The organism is Paenibacillus sp. JNUCC-31, assembly GCF_014844075.1.
In the GTDB taxonomy this organism is placed as follows: Bacteria; Bacillota; Bacilli; order Paenibacillales; family Paenibacillaceae; genus Paenibacillus.
Genome location: NZ_CP062165.1, coordinates 189,356 through 208,587, shown reverse-complemented (window position 1 = coordinate 208,587; position 19,232 = coordinate 189,356). Strand labels below are relative to the sequence as shown.

10 protein-coding genes are annotated in these 19,232 nt (G+C 47.6%); 9 read left to right on the top strand and 1 reads right to left on the bottom strand.

Annotated elements, in window-relative coordinates:
- Positions 1 to 54: 54 nt before the first annotated feature.
- The 6 genes from JNUCC31_RS00765 to JNUCC31_RS00740 all read left to right on the top strand — a co-directional run bounded on the left by JNUCC31_RS00765 (position 55) and on the right by JNUCC31_RS00740 (position 14,598).
- On the top strand, positions 55 to 2,517 hold the full coding sequence (locus JNUCC31_RS00765; RefSeq protein WP_192267642.1) for a hypothetical protein: 2,463 nt from the start codon (positions 55 to 57) through the stop codon (positions 2,515 to 2,517).
- Between the two features lie 169 nt (positions 2,518 to 2,686).
- Positions 2,687 to 4,078: an extracellular solute-binding protein gene (locus JNUCC31_RS00760; RefSeq protein ID WP_192267640.1), complete on the top strand. Its 1,392-nt coding sequence runs from the start codon at positions 2,687 to 2,689 to the stop codon at positions 4,076 to 4,078.
- Between the two features lie 42 nt (positions 4,079 to 4,120).
- On the top strand, positions 4,121 to 5,098 hold the full coding sequence (locus JNUCC31_RS00755; RefSeq protein WP_192267638.1) for a carbohydrate ABC transporter permease: 978 nt from the start codon (positions 4,121 to 4,123) through the stop codon (positions 5,096 to 5,098).
- Positions 5,086 to 5,979, top strand: a complete 894-nt coding sequence (locus JNUCC31_RS00750) for a carbohydrate ABC transporter permease (protein WP_228469408.1) — start codon at positions 5,086 to 5,088, stop codon at positions 5,977 to 5,979. Before JNUCC31_RS00755 ends, JNUCC31_RS00750 begins: the two co-directional genes overlap by 13 nt.
- 18 nt (positions 5,980 to 5,997) lie before the next feature.
- Positions 5,998 to 12,351, top strand: coding sequence for an S-layer homology domain-containing protein (locus JNUCC31_RS00745; protein ID WP_192267634.1), 6,354 nt, complete (start codon positions 5,998 to 6,000; stop codon positions 12,349 to 12,351).
- A gap of 261 nt (positions 12,352 to 12,612) precedes the next feature.
- On the top strand, positions 12,613 to 14,598 hold the full coding sequence (locus JNUCC31_RS00740; RefSeq protein WP_192267632.1) for a glycoside hydrolase family 127 protein: 1,986 nt from the start codon (positions 12,613 to 12,615) through the stop codon (positions 14,596 to 14,598).
- 272 nt (positions 14,599 to 14,870) lie between these two features.
- Here JNUCC31_RS00740 and JNUCC31_RS00735 read toward each other — a convergent pair whose 3' ends face one another.
- Positions 14,871 to 15,791, bottom strand: coding sequence for a helix-turn-helix transcriptional regulator (locus JNUCC31_RS00735; protein WP_192267630.1), 921 nt, complete (start codon positions 15,789 to 15,791; stop codon positions 14,871 to 14,873).
- Between the two features lie 159 nt (positions 15,792 to 15,950).
- On the opposite strand from JNUCC31_RS00735, the gene JNUCC31_RS00730 reads away from it, so the two are divergent.
- The 3 genes from JNUCC31_RS00730 to JNUCC31_RS00720 all read left to right on the top strand — a co-directional run bounded on the left by JNUCC31_RS00730 (position 15,951) and on the right by JNUCC31_RS00720 (position 19,122).
- Entirely contained in the window at positions 15,951 to 17,261 is a 1,311-nt protein-coding gene (locus JNUCC31_RS00730) for an ABC transporter substrate-binding protein (protein ID WP_192267628.1), read from the top strand.
- A 69-nt stretch (positions 17,262 to 17,330) separates the two neighbouring features.
- Positions 17,331 to 18,263, top strand: coding sequence for a carbohydrate ABC transporter permease (locus JNUCC31_RS00725; RefSeq protein WP_192267625.1), 933 nt, complete (start codon positions 17,331 to 17,333; stop codon positions 18,261 to 18,263).
- Positions 18,264 to 18,267: 4 nt separating this feature from the next.
- Positions 18,268 to 19,122, top strand: coding sequence for a carbohydrate ABC transporter permease (locus JNUCC31_RS00720; RefSeq protein ID WP_416234355.1), 855 nt, complete (start codon positions 18,268 to 18,270; stop codon positions 19,120 to 19,122).
- The last annotated feature ends 110 nt before the right edge of the window (positions 19,123 to 19,232 follow it).

The following is a 19,232-nucleotide window of genomic DNA, read 5'->3' as shown; positions in this document are numbered from 1 at the left end:
TCGAAATTAATTTAAACGTTTAACTTAATTCCGATCGATGAAAGGGTGATCTAAGTGACCATTCTTAGTAATGAAAAATTTAGGATCGAGTTTGGTGAACGTGGTACCGTTCAGTCATTGGTGATGAAAGATGATCCCCATGAGATGAATTGGGTAGTAGATCCTCATTATTTGCGAGAGGTTGGATTTCAAGATGATGAGGATAAGCTCTTTGGAGAATGGAGTTTGCAGTTGAATGACAGGTTTGTTCAAAGCTCGATGTTTAAGCCAAATATTACGAAACATAGCACGAACCATGTTACCGTGGAGTTCAAAGACGTACAGGTCAAGATCTTGTTTTCATATTTGCTGGAAGGCGATCAATTCCGCTGGGGTATCAAACTGACCAATGAATCGGATGAGAGCATTAAAATTCAAGGGTTGCATGTTTGGTTTTCTCTCGCCTACATTATGTTTCGAACGCAAGATGTGTACCGTAACATGCATGAATCCTGCGCCGTATATACGCACATCGGAGGGAACTTTGCCAAATTTGCTGCTGTACGACGAAGTAACGAAGGGCCTCATCTCGGAATCTACACGCTCAGAGGGAATACATCCACCTTGGGTTCTCTTTGTCGCTATTGTAACCGCTTTCTAGAACAAGTTTCTCCATCTTTGGACGGCTTGTTGTACCACAGACTTTCTTTGGTGGAGGATGGGTCCTCATTAAAAGATTTGGTACTTACCGATTGGATATATGATGACGCTTACAACTCTTTAACGTTAATGCCCGGACAAGCGGAAAATTGGGAGTACGGATTTGTATCATTCCAGAACCTGGCGGATTTCTACCACCAAGGCAAGGTTCTCGGACATCCTCACTGTAGCTTTACACCCGTTGTGCCTGAAGGCGGACAATTCACAGCCTCAGTCCGTTTGCCTAGGGATCTTGAAATAAGGTCGTTAAAGCTATACAGTGCGCCTGGGCACGCGAATGACATCGAAGAGCAGGATATCTCGACACTACTGATTCCTTCAGGAAAGTCTATGTCACTAGACGTGGGCTCTGCTCAAATTAGCAACCCTGTCGTTGAACAGGAGTTCATCGTAACCCTACCCGCTGACGTACCGGGAGAACGCAAACTGGAGTTGATACTCAAGGACGGACGTCGTGACATGCTGGTTTGGAATGTCCTTGAACCCGTTCATACCTTGCTTGAAAAGCGAGCAGAATGGCTGGCAGTAAATAGCTATGAAGGCAGGGAGGCAGCGGTTCGGCCCCATGCGTTCCGTCCGTTATCTAACCAAGGTGAGTCACTGGGAAAATTGGCATTCTTATTAATGAAAAATTGGATGTCTTTACCTGTTCCCGAGCAGGTTATGAGGGCGGAAGCAGCAGCGGTGCTGGATATGAAGGTGCACTGGTTTATTGACGGTGATTTGTCCCGGCCACAACTTTTGTACGGTAACTTCTATCGTATCTACGATTTCGATTATATCGCGCATGTTTTTTATCTATTATCACAAATGGATGAAGAGCTGCTTCATCTGCATTCTCCTTCCGAGTATTTGACATGGGCAGCCGAAGTTATGTGTTTGCGACTTGATCCCGATTGCCATTTAGGTCAGCGAGAAAAGGACGAATCGCGTCTAAATGGCGTGTTTATTCTTTACATACGTGAACTACTACAAGCGTTGAAAGACAAAGGATATGCTGAATTACATAATCAACTACGACAGCTATGGGATCGCTTTGGTCGAGAAATGGAAATTGGTGTTCGGCACTACGGCGGAGCCGTTACAGAGCACTTTTATGATAATGCCGGATTTGGTCCAACGTGCACAGCATTATGTTTCCTTGGGCATACCGACGAGGCTTCACAATATGGTCAGCTTATTTTGGCGAATATCGGATTCAGCAACGACTATAGGCTGCAAAATCCGGATCGATGGTGGGAAGCACTGTCTCCAATGATTCATTCCTTATGGGGCGGACTAGCGGCATCGTCGGCATTGGTTGCGTATGAACATCTCGGTAATACAGAATATCTGGAAGCAGCTTATCGCTCTACAATGGCAATCTTCCATTGCTATGACTGGAATGTAAAATCCACCCCGCGAAAGCTGGAGAAAGGTGAAGCCGCATCGACGTATAGTGTATCTGCACCCAACTTGAACATGCCGGAATTGTCGCGTAATCGTTTTGGGCAATCGGTGTTCGTGGGAGCAGACGATCCGCTGTTTGCCGCTTTGTTCTCCGATGTATCGGGGGATGATTGGGATATGGGTGAGGAATTAGTAGCATATTTGCTGGGGTTTGGAACTACGACGTACCTCTATCGAGATGAAGGAGGCACTTTAAGATGTGTCAACGGATTCGTTACAGAAGAGCATGATGGTTGGACCGTGAAAAGTTATGCGGCGTATCCGTCCAGGTACGTATTCCGTGAAGAAGACTTAGAGTTCAGAGCTCCTCAAGGAACGTTGCAAAAGAGCATTCGCCTGGAAAATGGAAAGTTCTGCGATTGCCTTTGACGAGTCTGCTAACTTGGCAGTTCCCACTTGTTCTATAAAGGAAGTACAGACTTGATTAACGATCAGCACCACATAATCATCCGGATATGATGCAAGACCATGTTTTTAAGTTAAACGATTAAATTCGTTGACTTGAAATAAATAGCATTGAAAAAGGGAGGAAACAAACATGAGGTTCGGTAAGCGCAAGTTGGTTCTGTCTCTCGCATTAACCTTGGCTTTCTCCACGCTGGCAGGTTGTTCTGGCAATTCGGACACTTCCGGTAATGCCAAAAATGCAGCAGCAGGCAAGGGGGATCCGTCCGCTGGGGGCATCACCCTTGAGTTGTTGTATTGGGGGGATGATGTACAGAAGCAACTGGTGGAATCCGCTGCAGAAAAATATACAGCGGACACCGGGGTGAAAATTAATGCGCAGGTGTTGCCGGCAGACGGCACATTTGACACCTTCATCCAGACGAGGCTTCAATCCGGAGAACTGCCGGACATCAGTTACATGGGGGAAGCTGACATTCAAAAGTATAATGAGATGGGCATTTTAGAGGACATTTCCGACCTGCTTGCGGATGGAACCATTCCGGAGAAACTTCCTGCAATCACCATCCATACTCCAGAACAGAAAGTTATCGGTGTAGGCTTGTCCAATCAAATGGAACTGCTGTTCTATAGCAAATCGAAATTTGATGAGGCAGGCGTTCCCTATCCACCTACCAAGGTTGAAGAAGCCTGGGACTGGGATACCTTTGTTGCCAATGCTAAAAAGCTAACCAAGGATTCGAGTGGTAAGACAGCTGCTGATGCTGGATTCGATGCTGCATTGACTGAAAACTATGGTCTTGGTTTTACGGCAGGTCGTGAATTTCACCATTTCTGGGCAGCGAACGCCAATGGAGGAGGCATTGTATCCCCGGATGGAAAAGAGTTTCAATGGGATTCACCACAAACGACAGAAGGTATTCAAAAACTGGCTGATCTTGTGAACAAAGACAAAGTTGCTTCGGCCTTTAGCTATACCTGGAGTTCTGGAATTGGCTCCGCTGTGGATGCGTTAAGCGGGGGTTATGCTATGGCTGTGAGCGGATCCTGGGATTTAGCGAATATCAAAGGCAATGAGGATATTGGTGTAGGTGTGCTCCCGAAAATGGAGAAAGCAGTAACCATGAATGCTGGAGCTCCACTCGTTGTGTACAATACCTCCAAACATATCGAAGAGGCTAAGAAATTCTACGCCTATATGGTTAATCCAGAAAACAGCCTAGACTTGCTAAAAAGCGGAGCATGGCTGCCTAATCAGGCGGACTGGTATACAGATCCCGCTTTAATTGAACAATGGACGGCTGATCTGCCAGCCAGCGCAAAGGAAACCATCCTTAGCTATGCTACGACCGAGGGCGCCATTGTCCAATGGCCTGCGTATTATGTCCCGGCTTATTTAAAAATGAACACAGAATACGAAAAGTCGATTGACCAGGCATTATCCGGCCAGAAAAGTGTCAAAGAAATTTATGATGCGATTATGCCGGCAATCAAGTCGCTGTGGGAAAGCGGCAAGGTTTCCTAGCCATAGGAAGGAAGTTTGAATTCGAAAAGAGAGGCTATGCTTATGAATCCAGAACGCAAAATCGGTGCGGAAACCGTTCCTGCCAGAAGAATAGCAAAAGGTGCCACCAAAGAGGCCATTGCCGGATATCTTTTTGCTGCCCCAGCCATCATCGGATTTTTGGTGCTGACGATGTACCCAATGCTCGCCAGTTTATATTACAGTTTTCATAAAATTACGATTATGAGCGGCAGTCAGGTCATGGAATGGATTGGATTGGATAACTTCAGGTATATTTTCAGCAATCCGAGCTCTGAATTTAAAAAATCGATTACGGTTACGCTGGTCTATGCCTTTGTAAACGTTGGGCTTGTTATCGTGTTCTGCCTAATTGTTGCTTTGCTACTAAACCGGAAGTTTATTGGGAGAAATGTGCTAAGAGCTATCTTTTTTCTTCCATCCGTCGTACCGATGCTGGCGACAACGATCGTTTGGCAGATGCTATTGCAAAATCAGGCCAAAGGCGGGCTCGTCAACTGGGTTCTACTACAAATGGGCATTGCGCCATGGGATTTTCTGAGCGACCCACTTCGGATCTTTTACACCTTGTTTATCATGAGCCTGTGGACATGCGGCGGGACGATTGTGGTATTTATCGCCACGTTGCAGGATGTCCCCGGAGAATTGCTGGAGGCCGTTGAGATGGATGGAGGCAATGCCTGGCACAAGTTTTTAAAGGTGACTTATCCCACGATTAAACCCGTACTCTTTTTTCAGCTCATCATGTGTATGATGACATCGATCCAGATTTATACCCAAAGCGTGGTGTTGTCGAGAAATGGCGCGCCTGACCGAATGACATACTTTATCAACGTCATGATCTACGATCATTCCTTTGTTCAAGTGGGCATGCGAGGTTTGGCATCGGCGGAAGCTTGGATCGTATTTCTCATCACGTTGGTGATTACGGGCGTGTTGTTTTACTTTCAAGGCGCGCTCAAACGTGATGATGCCATGGGCAAACGAAAGTGGGTGAGATAATGGAGACGGCACCTGCACCGATGAAGTATACGAGCATCAAGCAGGCTAAAAACCGAAGAAGAGCAATTCATCTCGGCTTGATTGTGTTATCTCTCCTGCTTGCATTCATTTTTGCTTTTCCATTGTACTGGCTGTTACGTGGCGCAATGGTGAGTCATTCGGAAATATTGGCCAGACCGCCTGTATTTTTTCCGAAAGAGCTTGGGTTCGAGAATTTCAGGCTAGGACTGGAACGGATTCAGTTCTGGCGGCAGCTATGGAATTCGGTCTCCATTGTCGTTCCGTATGTCATTGGCACCGTCATCACGACCAGCTTTGCAGCATACGCGTTTGCCAAATTACGTTTCCCCATGCGCGGCGCCTGGTTTGTGCTCGTTATCAGCAGTATGATGCTTCCTAGTGCAGTTACACTGCTGCCGCAATTTTCGTTATATACATCGCTTGGGCTTGCAGGCAAACCTGCCCTAATTATTCCGGCCTTTTTTTGCGCAGGCGGCAATGCATACTTTGTTTTTCTGCTCAGACAATTTTTTATGACAATCCCTGCTGAACTGAGCGAGGCGGCCAAAATCGACGGCGCAGGTTATTTCCGCATCTATTACCGGATCATGCTGCCTCTCATTCGCCCTGCCATGATCGTTGTTGCTCTATTCAGTTTCATTAACTGTTGGAATGAATTTTTCTATACCATGATTTATCTGAAAACAGAGGCCGATTATACTTTGCCTATGGGCTTGTACATGGTGAACGGAATGCGTATTCCAAACTATGAGCAGGTCATGGCGCTTGCACTCATCGTAACACTTCCCTGCCTGGTGTTTTTCCTGATCGGCAACAAATATTTCGTAGAAGGCATTACGTTGACGGGAATTAAAGGTTAATAAGGAGGAGACGAAGCAATGGCGACAAAGAAGAGCAAATGGGCAACAAAAATGTGGGTGGCCGCTTTGGCCACCGTCGTAACCTTGAATACAGGCATCATACCTGCATCGGCGAACTACACGACAGACTTTGTGCATGAAGGCGTAGGTACCGACTACGGCGATGCAACATGGAAGAACAATCAGATCGTTAGCCAGCCCGTGGATTTTAGTCAGGAAACCGTCGGCCAAATGATGAAAGCCATCGAAGATTTTGATTTTGACCAGTTCGCTGCAGATCATGCCGACTTGCCATGGCTCGATAAGTTGCTGGTTAACGAGGGTGTCATCCCAGACGATAACAATGATGATGGCAGTGCCAACACGCTCTTCAGCCGAGGGAGCGCGCTGTACATGAAAACGCAGGACAACCGGCAGCTCGGTTTTGTTGGGACGGTACACTATGCGGATACTCTCAACAAGGATACGATGTACAACATAACTCTTTCTACGGGAGCCGTAGTGGAAGACAAGGCTGCTCGTAAAAACTACCCTAGCCATGCTGACCAAACCTACAAGAGTGGCCGTTTGGACATAAGTCAGCGTAAGTTTATTACCTCCTCTAACAGTGCAGTTACGCTACTGAAGTTAACCAATAACAGTAATACGCCAATTACGCTAACTATGACCGTCAAATCTCCATTTGTAACCGAAGCCGAGGGAGATGAATTGATCGGCAAACGGGTGGCTGCTCCAATTATGGTTGGACGTGCTGGAGAGAAATATGTGGAAGCGATGTCCCACGTTGACGTTCATCTCAGCGGGGATGGCATGACGCCTGTTGGCAATGATTTGGTGAAAGAAATTACGGTCCCTGCAGGTACCTCGGTGGATGAAAAAGTGGTCATGGGGTGGTTGGCAGAAGAAATCCCGGCATCGAAAACACAGTATGCTCAATTTAAAGCAAGCTATAATGAAAAGGCTTTCAATGATCAGGTGAAGGAATACAACGAATGGTGGGCACAAAATATCCCCTACATCGATATTCCAGACGAGAATGTGAAGAAGGTTCTGTATTATCGTTGGTGGTCCAATCGCTTCAACTTGCTGGAAGCGAACATTCCCGGAAACGACTGGCAATTCCCGATGAACATGGAAGGGGTGCTGGGTTACAACAACGGCATCACAGTCAGTGTTCCGTGGGTGTTGCAGGATTTGAAGTGGCTACGAGACCCATCTTATGCATACGGGACTTGGCTAGCCCAAGGCGAATATTCTGAAAACGCCAACTACAAAAACAATCCGGGAAGACCGAATATCTGGACATGGGATATGATGCAAAATACCTCGCAAGTCGGTTGGGAAGCGTACAAGATTTATGGTGGCGGAGAAAAGGTGTTGAAAAAATTCGCCGATTTCTCGGCAAGCGATGTGACGGGCACACTGAATCATTTCAGGGGTACCAATCCTGATTTGGTTTATTACAATCACGGTCCAATTACCGGTAATGATGGAGACACCGTGTCCATGCACTGGAAAGGAAACGGAAACTATGCGCGTTTGGACGGTTCTTCTACAGCATATGCAAACACAGTAGCCACCCAACAAATGTACGAACAACTGGGGGATGACGCAAACGCGAAGCGCATGGAAGAGGTGGCACAGCGAATTCGGAACGCCATTCTGAACAACATGTGGTACGACGAAGCAGATTTTGACGGTGACGGCGAAGCCGATACCAACGGAGAAGGCAGCTTTTTGCACAAAAAAGTCATCAACCAACAAGACGTATTCAATCCATGGCGTGACAACAATATGTTTGTGTTTAACTTCGGTGTAGTGCCGAAAGAAGGGGAGGCAGGATACGAATCCAAGTACTTGACCCAGTTATCCGATTACGGTGATCCGAACTATTACCCGATTTTCCCATTCTTTACGGCAGATCAGCACAGTATCATGAAACGTGTGGAAGCATTCCAGAATGGAGAGACCAGCGCGTTCGGAACGGACCAGTTCGCTTGGTGCAACTTTGGAAATTACATCAATACGATTCGTGCTTCCTTGCGTCATTACCCGGTGGAGAATATCAACAGCGACACCTACAAAACATTATTTGACTGGGGTGCATGGTTACACACGGTTGAACCAGGCAATACGGATCACCTGGATTCCAATGAGTTTTTCTGGCTGGAGGATTATTTCTTCGGAACACCTTGGACGCCACAAAATCCGCCAAACCCAAGTGGCAAGATGGTTCGTGCCTGGATTCATCACGATACGCTGGGCATGATGAATTATTCCGTCATGGAAGATATGGCAGGCCTTCAACCAAGAGCGGACGATAAAATCGAGCTATGGCCACTTGATATCCAATATGACCATTTCGCCGTGGACAATTTGCGTTATCATGATGCCAATCTGTCCATTGTGTGGCAAGACCCGGCCAAATATAGCGATAGCGATCCATATTACAAGGATATCCCCGTGGGATACTCATTGTTCATCAATGGCGAACGTGTCATGACTACGGATGAAATGTCGCATATCATCTTTGATACAGCAACGGGCAAGGTAGAAAAACCGGACGGGGACGTGCCGGGGGCGGTTGGAGACAACACAAACACCAACGTTATTTATGAAATTGGTCGTGCTGTTAATCTGGCTTCGGCAGACGATACTTCACTTGCAGGCAATGAAAAAGCAGTGGACATGTTCAATAAAGCTGGAGTTGATGTGGAGCATAACAGCGTGAACCTGGCAACGGCAGCTGGTACTACGGTTGAATCCAGCTATATCCATAGCAATTCCAATGTGAACAGACTGGCAGACGGGTCTACGATTGCATCCATTAACCATACCTCGAATACTGCGTTGTTCGGCGGCTCGCCGAATCCATCTGATTCAGTCACGTTTCAATTTGATGGAGCCCAAACGGTGGATAATGTAAAAGTGTACTTTTATAATGACCGGCGGCCAAACGGCTATGCAGCTCCACAAACGTTTGATGTGGAATACTTGGACGCGGACGGCACCACATGGAAGCCTGTAGAAGGGCAATTCCGTTATCCGAATTATGTGGCCGCAAATTACAATAATGTTGAATTCAGTGCGGTGAACACAGCGGCTATCCGAGTCCATTTTACGCATGCATCGGGCTATTCAACAGGAATTAAGGAAATTCAAATCTACAATAACGACCTGAACGTTACGCCTTCGGAGAATCTTGCACCAAAAGTGCAACTAGACCTGCCGGTGAACGTGGAGCAAGGAGCTCCATTGAAGTTGGCCCCAGTAATTACGGATGATGGTCTGCCAAGCGGGCGTTTGACGTATGCATGGAATCTAGTATCAGGCGATGCTGGTGCAGTGCAGGCAGAGGCACTGGATCAGGCGACATTGAATGTGACATTCGGCGCGGTAGGCGAATACGTCTACGAGTTGAGCGTCAGCGACGGGGATGCAATCACGAAGGTAGAAGTGCCCATCACGGTATACGTAGCGACAGCTGAATTGTCTAATGTCATTGCCAAGTTTGCAGACCGGGTATCGCCACAGGGCAAACTTGTCCGCAATGCGGATGACTTCACGCCGGAGTCTTGGCAGGCGTTGCAAGCAGCATTGACTGAAGCCAAGGAACTGCTTGCGCGAGATGATTATTCGCTTGATGAAGTGCAGTCCATGACGAATCGAGTGCGCCTTGCTGAGAAGAGTCTTCGTTACCGCAATGCTGCCCTGTTGGCTACGCCAAGTGCTTCTTATACATCGGCATGGGAATCTTTGAACTCGGTGAATGACGGGTATATTCCATTAGTCCCTGGAAGCATCGGCAACCCAGAGATCGAAACGCAATATGGAAACTGGGGATCGCCTAACCAGAGTCATTGGGTGGAGTATACATGGAAAACGCCTGTGACCTTGTCTGGCAGTTCAATGTACTTTTATGATGATGGAGGTGGCGTACAGGTTCCTGCCGATTACGACTTTGAGTATTGGGATCAGGAGACAGGCGAGTATGTGGCGGTTACCGGACTTAGTGAGAAGAAAATGGAAAAGGGCAAATTCAACCAAGTCACCTTTAATGAAGTCACGACCGACAAATTACGTTTAACGATGAAAAACCAAAGCAGTTCGGTATACACCGGTTTAAAAGAATGGCGTGCTATATCGGCCAAACCTGACGGGGAAGAACCACCTCAAACGGACCATGGTGCGATAACAGCCATTGATCCAGCATCGGTCAATACGACCATCAACATCATGCCTGAGTTGCCTTCACAAGTTACCGTGACTTATGAAGACAAAACGAAAGGGTTGGCTAATGTAGTATGGGATGAGATTCCCGAAAATAAGCTATCCATCGCAACTGATTTTGTTGTGCTTGGCAGTGTGGAAGGAACCGACCTAAGAGCAAGCCTTCGTATTTATGTCAAATACGATAAGTCCCGCCTAAAAGCGGCAATTGATGCTGCGTCAGATCCTTCCGTGAACGAAGAGAACTATATTGGCACACCGGAACAATGGCAAACGTTGCAAGCAGCTTTGCAGATGGCTAGTGACGTCTATAAAAATGACGCTTCGACCGAAGGAGATATCGATGCGGCGTACAAAACGTTGCTCGAAGCTTTTGAAGCTCTAGAGCCCGTAGAGGAACACAATGTATCTATTATCGGTATAAACATTCCGGGCAGTTCTGTGGATCAGTTAACCAAGGAAATTGTAATTCCTGAAACGACAACGCTGGAGGAACTTAAAACTGGTTTAAACGTTCCCGCAAGTGTGACATTTGCGGTTTACGAATCCGATGGGTTGACGTCGGCAATTGATTTGAAGACAGGATACAAAGTGACGTTAACCGGTTCTGATCAAATCACAACGAAGACGTACACTGTCCTGAAGGTTACAGAAAATCCGCCAGTAAATACAGCAGCGCTCGAAGCAAAGCTGAATGAAGCAAGGGCGTTGAAGCGAGAACGCTACACGGCGGCAAGCTGGCAGAACTTAGCGGAAAAGATGTCATCAGCTGAACAATTGTTGACGAGCGGATCCGCTTCACAGGCTGACATTGATGCTGCGGTTCTCGCGCTGGATTCTGCCATTGCGGGATTAAAACTGTTGCCTACACCTACACCGACTCCAAGCCCATCGCCATCGGCTCCAACACCAGTTCCAGCACCAGCTCCAGCACCAGCTCCTACGCCTACGGATCCGAAAGAACTTACGGAGATTACCGTTGGTCAAGGCAAAATCGATGTAAAAGCAGTTGCCACCGACAAAGATGGTAAGGCCAAAGTTCAGCTCACAGAGAGCGATATTAAAGCAGCGCTGGAAGATACGAAGGACGGGAAGTTAACCATTATCATCCAAAAGGGCTTGGAAACACAACAAGTCGAAGCCATGCTCCCGTGGAAGACGCTTAGTACTACGAAATCTTTAACCAGTGTAAGAATTGAAATGGGATCAGCCGTGTTGACGATACCTCATCAATTCCTGACTACGATTAAGGACATCAATAATCTGGGCGTGGTCTTTGAAGCCGTGGAACCAAGCCAGTTGCCAAAACAAGCTGGAAAACTTCTTGAAGCAGACTTAGTCAGCAACATCACGATGAATGCAGATGGGAAAAGTATTTCTTCTAAAGAACTACATGGAAAAGGACTTAGACTAGCTATGCCTTATCAGTTGAAGGCAGGGATAAAAGGGCACCAGGTGGTTGCATTTACGCTGAACGATGCCGGAGTGGCCCAAGCTGTAGTCGGTGGTAAGTATGATGCATCCACTAAAATGTTTGAGTTTAACATGCAGCAGAACGGCATGTTCGGAGTACTTGGCGTAAACGTGGCCTTCAAGGACTTATTCAATGTGAACTGGGCTGTGGATGGCATTGAAGCCCTAGCAGCAAGAGGAGCTGTTGAGGGAACGGGAGCTGGAGAATTTAATCCAACATCTCTAGTAACCCGAGCAGAATTCCTCAAAACGTTGATGAACTCATTCGATTTGTTGGATGAAACAGCAACACCTGCATTTAGCGATATCAAAGAAGGCACATGGTATAACACTCCAATCGTAAGTGCGCATAAGCTGGGCATTGTCAAAGGCAAAGCAGATGGTACTTTTGGTCCCAATGAACCCATTACCCGTGAGGAAATGGCTGTGATGATTTATCGTCTTGCAGAAAATTTAAATGTTACATTATCAACCGAAGGGGAAGATGATTCTATGAAGTTTGTTGATTTGGATAATCTTTCTCCGGAATCCTCAGCAGCAGTAGAGGCTGCTCGCAAGGGTGGTTTAATTACGGGCATGCCGGATGGCCGCTTTATCCCTAATGGCCAGACCACACGCGCGCAAGCGGTGACGGTCATTTACCGATTGCTGACACACCTGGAAAAGTAGAATCTGGACAACTCTAAAATCTAAATTTACAAAAATAATGGTTGCCCAACATTTTTGTTGAGGGGCAGCCATTATTTATATTATTCATTATAAGTAAAGGGATTTGTTATACTGACCAGTTTGTTCCACACAAGAACATTGGTGCAAGGAAGGCGGTCGTGATAGGTTGCAATCATGTAAATTTCAGTTGGAAATAATGATTTCACCCTGATGTAATGATTTGTAAAATAAGGATATTAAATAGAACAAGGAGAGATTCCCATGACAAAACCAGATGTACCGAACCATCCACAGACGCCAGGGTATAGCCATAAAATCAATGATCCATTCTGGTCGCATTACATTGAACTGGTCCGCAACGTAGTTGTTCCCTATCAATGGGAAGCGCTCAATGACCGTATCGAAGGAGCTGAACCAAGCCGGGCCATTCGGAATTTCCGCATCGCTGCAGGGGAGGAAGAGGGCGTTCATTATGGCATGGTATTTCAGGACAGCGATGTTGCGAAATGGATTGAAGCAGCTGCGTATCTGCTCTCTGCGAAGCCCGATCCGGAACTGGAAGTCCTCGTGGATTCCGTTGTAGAGACCATAGCAAAGGCGCAGCAAGCCGACGGTTACTTGAACACATACTTTACCTTGCGTGAACCTGGGGCGCGCTGGACGAACCTCGCCGAATGTCATGAACTCTATTGTGCAGGACATATGATTGAGGCTGGCGTGGCGTATTATCATGCCACGGGCAAGCGTACGCTCCTGGATGTGGTTATTCGCTTGGCAGATCATATAGGCACCGTGTTTGGTACAGAGCCGGGACAATTGCCTGGTTATGATGGGCATCAGGAGATTGAACTTGCACTCTTCAAGCTGTATGAGACTACAAAGGAAGAGAAATATCTCGAACTGAGCCGTTATTTTTTGGATCAGCGGGGAGCGAGTCCGCACTTTTTTGTAGAAGAATGGGAACAAAGGGGCCGTACCCTACATTTTGGTGGGTTGGACATGGTTCACAGGCACACCTACTCCCAGTCCCATCTTCCCATTAGGGAGCAATCGACAGCGGAAGGCCATGCGGTTCGACTGGTGTACATGTGTGCGGCTATGGCAGATGTAGCTGCAGAGACGGGGGATACATCGCTGAAAGAAGCCTGTGAACGGTTGTGGAGCAACACCGTAAGCAAGCGAATGTACATTACGGGAAGCATTGGTTCATCAGCAAAAGAAGAAGCATTTACAGGCGATTATGATCTGCCGGGAGATACCGCCTACGCAGAGACCTGTGCCTCGATTGGCCTGATTTTTTGGGCGAAGCGCATGCTTCAGATGAAGCATGATAGCCGGTACGCGGACGTTATGGAGCGGGCCCTATACAATACTGTGATTAGTGGAATGTCCCTGGATGGTCAACGCTTCTTCTATGTGAATCCGCTTGAAGTCGATCCGGAGATTCAACGTGTGAATCCTAATTATGCCCACGTGCGAACACGCCGACAAGGGTGGTTTGGCTGTGCCTGCTGTCCGCCGAACATTGCACGATTACTGGCCTCATTGGATCAATATGTGTATACCCCAGCTGTGGGAGAGGCTACGTTATATGTGCAATTGTATATCGGCGGGGAAGGGGAATTCACACTTAAGGGTAGAAGAACAGCGCTAACTATGGCGTCTGACTATACCTCCACCGGAGAAGTGAAGCTGATCGTTCGGCCCGATTCCTCGGAGGGTATGGAGTTTACGATAGCTCTGAGAAAGCCGGACTGGTGCGAAATTCCCGAGCTGTGGATTAATGGGGAGAAGACAGAACAGGGTGGATTTATTTTTGAATACGGTTACATGAAAGTGACCCGTACATGGAAAGCCGGTGATGAGATCAGGCTTCTCTTCCCAATGGAGTTGCAGCGGATGAAAGGACACGATCAGATCAGAGCCACTTTCGGAAAAGTAGCCATACAGCGGGGACCGTTTATGTACTGTCTCGAAGAAGTTGACAATGGCCGCGGATTGCATCGCATTCAGCTGCCCCGGGACGCCCAGTTTCATATTGGTAGCGGGGAGCGGATGCCTTTGGGAGTTCCGGCACTTACAACCATTGGGCGACGAATGGTATCCCAAGGAGACTGGGGAACACATCTGTATCGCAGTGATCTCCACTGGGATGCCCAGCCTGCCGAGCTTCGCTTCATTCCCTACTTCACTTGGGCCAATCGGGATGAGGGAGAAATGAGCGTTTGGATTCGGGAGTGCGAATAAGGGGATGTCTACCATGAGAGAAGATGGTGAGCGAAAGAAGCGGGTACCTTTACCGTTCAAGGAACAGTGGAAGGGACCGAGCTAAAAGCTGTTGCCGCGGTAACGATTGCGGAACAGGAACAGGAACCAGAAGCAGGGCAAGGGCAAGGTAAAGGTGAAGCTTAGGTTGAAAAGTGCTTCTTCAAAAAAGCTAGACAAAAAGGGAAAGCGTCCGACCCAGAATACGCGTTGCAGGATAACGCGATCTCTGGTGAACGGACGCTGTTTATTTTTCAGGGTATCGGTTCTGAAGGAGTCGGTTTATTTTCTGTGTTGGTGAACTTGCTGCGGAAGTTGGAAGGAGAGATGCCCTCTTTTTTGGAGAAACAGGAAGAGAAGTAGGATACATGATTAAAGCCGATCTCTTCGGCGATACGAGCAACGGACCAGGCGGTTTGCAGCAGCAGCTTTTTGGCCTGTTCGATTCTGTAATGCAGCAGATATTCCATGGGTGTCATGCCATACACTTTCAGCATGCTGCGTGCGAGATAGTTTGGATGGTAGTTGAGTTCCCTTTGCAGCATCGGATTGGAGATCGGTAGAGGGTAATTGTGGCGGATGTAGAGTTCAACTTTCTCAGCGATCCGGATAGCCGCAACGTCGGACAGTGAGGACAGCCCAAGGTCCAGATGCTGCATAAATTGCTGGAAGGTCGCCTGTCGTTTCCAGTTGCGCATGGACTGAGGCTCCTGATCAAGCTGAGAGAAATGCTCCAGCAGTTCCATGTCTTTGGATGCAATGTGCATATGTTTGGGAATGAAGATGGAACAGACATCACAGTGGTTCAGATATGCGCTCACCTTATGTGTCTCGATTAGTTCACTTTGATTGGCGAGGCATTCGTCCATGTTCGCAGACTCTCTCCAGCTGCCATAGGTTTGAAAATGAATCCAGATCATTTCCGTTTCCGCCTTGCAGGCAGCGCTGCCGTAATGGTGTCCATCCGGCTTAAGGATCAGTGCTTCTCCTTGATTCAGAAGCCATTCTGTCCCGTTTTCACTAATGGCGAGTGAACCGTGTGTAACGACAATCAGATCAAAGACACCGATGTCACTGCGGCTGATGTGATACTCACCAGCTTCGTAATAAGCACGTCCGCAATCAATAAAGTAGGGAATAGGTGGGGTGATGAAATGAAGGATGGGCGAGTCCAATTGGCACCTCCGAACAGGTTGAAATATTTAAAATTCATGTTGGCATCAAGCATTTATTTTTTATGATACAGCAAGTAACATAGAAAATAAAGCGCTTACGAAATTCGGTTTTCTATCCTTAAACGGATTCAGATTACAACCTTGGGAAGGGGATTGAACATGAAGAAAATGCAGGTATGGTTAGGGGTATGTCTTCTTGTGGTGGTGATGGCTCTGAGTGGTTGCAGTACAACAAAGGAAGCAGCAGGCGGGACATCTGGAGAGGCAGGAAACGGAGGAGTGACCAAACTGGTCTTCTGGACGTTTGTGGATGCCCATCAGAAGTTTTATGAGAGCATGGCAGAGCAGTGGAATCAGGAGCATCCTGACCAACAGATTGAACTGGAAGCAACCACGATTCCATATGACGATATGCATACCAAGCTATTGCTTGCCTTACAATCCGGTGTGGGCGCACCTGATCTGGTTGATATCGAGCAGAGCAAGTTCCCCAATTTTATGAAAGGTGTACCGCAGCTGGTGGATTTGACGGATATGATTCAGCCCGAACTGAATAACATTGTGCAATCCCGGGTGGAGATCTACAGCAAGGAAGGTAAATACTACGGTATCGATTATCATGTGGGCGCCACCGTCATGTATTACAACCGGGACATTCTGGATCAAGCGGGCGTTAACGCAGATGATATCAAAACATGGAGTGATTTCGAGCAGGCAGGGAAGCAGGTGCTCGAGAAGACAGGCAAACCGATGATCACGTTTGAAGGTAACGGGAACTGGTCCTGGTGGCCGGCCATTAGCCAGCAGAAGTCGGATCAGGTGGATGCCGATGGCAATGTAACGGTGAACGCCCCCATCAATATTGAAACGATGAGGTTCTTTCAGAAAATGGTCCAAGAAGGTGTTGCTGCTGTCGCGCCCGGTGCAGGGCATGACACGGAAGAATACTTCGGATATATGGATAAGGGGAGTGCAGCAGCAGTGTTTATGCCATTCTGGTTCATGAACCGGTTCACCGATCATATCCCGGATCTCAAGGGCAAGATGATCATTCGCCCAATGCCGGCCTGGGAAGAGGGTGGTAATCGTTCCGCAGGCATGGGAGGTACAGCAACGTCTATTACCAATCAGTCCGCTTCGATTGAACTCGCCGAGCAATTTCTCGCTTATGCCAAACTGTCCAAAGAGGGTAACATTCAGATCTGGAAGCAGCTTGGATTTGACCCGATTCGCACAGATGTTTGGACAGATGCAGCCATGAAGGAGTCGAACAAATACACGGATTATTTCGGTGATGATATTTTCGACACCCTGCTCGAAGTGAAGGATGAGATTGCTCCGGTTCACATTCGGGAGAAGTCGCCTGAAGTATTCGATGCGGTGCGTAATAAAGCGATGCCAGAGATCTTCATTAATCTGAAGGATCCTGAACAAGTTTTGAATGACGTGCAGGCTGAATTGACTCGGTAAACGGTATTGTTGGGATCGTTTTTGATATTGAGGAAATATGGCTTATTCCAGGTTGGGGGTTGGTCCACCGTGCAGCTTCATAAGGTAAAAACAGCTTCTGTACGCGCCAACAGGCGCCGGAGCATCAGAGTCAATTCCAGAACATGGGCTCCGTATTGGTTTGTATTGCCGTTTATCTTCTCATTTCTCATTTTTTTCGCTTATCCGTTGTTTCGGGCCGGCATGATGAGCTTTCAGCAAGTTCTTCCTGGAGATGTTCAGTTTGTGGGGCTGGAGCATTACAGCAAACTCTGGAACGCCGACTTTCGGGCTGCACTATGGAATAGCACGCGTTACACCTTCTGGACGCTGCTGCTGTTGGTTCCGGTACCCATGGTGCTTGCCGTATTGCTCAATTCCAGTCGCATGATGGCGCGGAACCTGTTTCGCTCAGCCCTGTTTATTCCTGCACTGACTTCGGTTGTTGTGGCTGGGGTTGTATTCCGGCTCATCTTCGGAGAACTCGACGGAGCACTGATGAATTCCATCCTGAATGCCTTTGGCATTCCAAGCCAGCAGTGGTTATACAGTTCGTCACTGGCCATGGTTGCACTGGTCGTGCTCGCAGGCTGGCGCTGGATGGGCATTAACATGCTGTACTTTCTCTCGGCACTGCAGAGCATTCCCAAGGATCTGTATGAGGCCGCAGATATCGATGGTGCTGGAGTGATGAGGAAATTTACGAGTATTACGGTGCCCATGCTTAAGCCAATAACCATCTATGTGATTACGATTACGCTGTATGGAGGGTATGCGATGTTCACGGAGAGCTACATGCTCTGGGCAGGCAAACCCTCTCCACAAAATATCGGACTGACGATGGTGGGTTATATCTATCAGCAGGGATTCCAATATTTTAATCTCGGATTCGGTGCAGCCATCGGCATCACATTGCTGGTGATCACGCTCCTGATCAGCATGCTTCAGCTTACCGTGCTGGGCATGTTCAGGAAGGAGGATTAGTACCTTGGGGACACGAAAAAATAAAATAAATGGTGCTTCTGTGCTGTTACTGGCGCTGTTTGCGGCTTTGGCTGTCTTGATGCTGTTTCCTCTGTATGCATTAATACTTGCCTCACTGAAGCCAGCTGCCGAACTGTTCCGGTACGGCCTTAACGTTCGTTGGGATTGGGCCTTAATGAGCCTGGACAATTATAAGACGATTTTTGCCGGATCGGGAGCGGCAGGCCACTACTTCACGTGGTACAAAAACAGTCTGGTCATCACCGCGTTGTTCACGGTACTGAGCCTGTTGTTTTCGTCCATGGTCGGTTACGGACTGGGCGTGTACCGGTTCAGAGGACAAAATCTGATCTTCACCCTCGTGCTGGTTGTGATGATGATTCCGATGGAAATTATTATCCTGCCCCTTTATGAATTGACGATTAAACTGAAGCTGATTAATACAGTGTGGGGCGTTATTCTGCCTTTTGTGGTGGCGCCTTTGCCGATCTTCTTTTTCAGACAATTCGCTCAGGGTTTGCCCAAGGATTTTATGGATGCAGGCAGAATTGACGGCTGTACCGAGTTTGGCATCTTCTTCCGCATCATGGTGCCGCTGATGGCCCCGGCATTTGGGGCAATTGCCATCTTGCAGGCCATGAACAGCTGGAATAACTTTCTCTGGCCACTCATTGTGCTGCGGACAACGGAACAGTTTACCCTGCCGATTGGGCTGGCTTCCTTCGTATCCCCGCTGGGCAATCATTATGAGGAACTGATCTCAGGAGCCGTGCTTGCCATTGTGCCCATCTTGATTCTGTTTCTTTTCTTTCAGCGCTACTTTATCTCAGGTCTCACGGTTGGCGGGGTGAAAGGTTAAAAGAAAATCCCGTTATAGGATTCGATATTTTAACAAACGACTTAGAGATTCTACTTTAGACGAAAGCATGAACGTCATTTTCGATTGATCGGTCAAAGGTAATTCGTAGA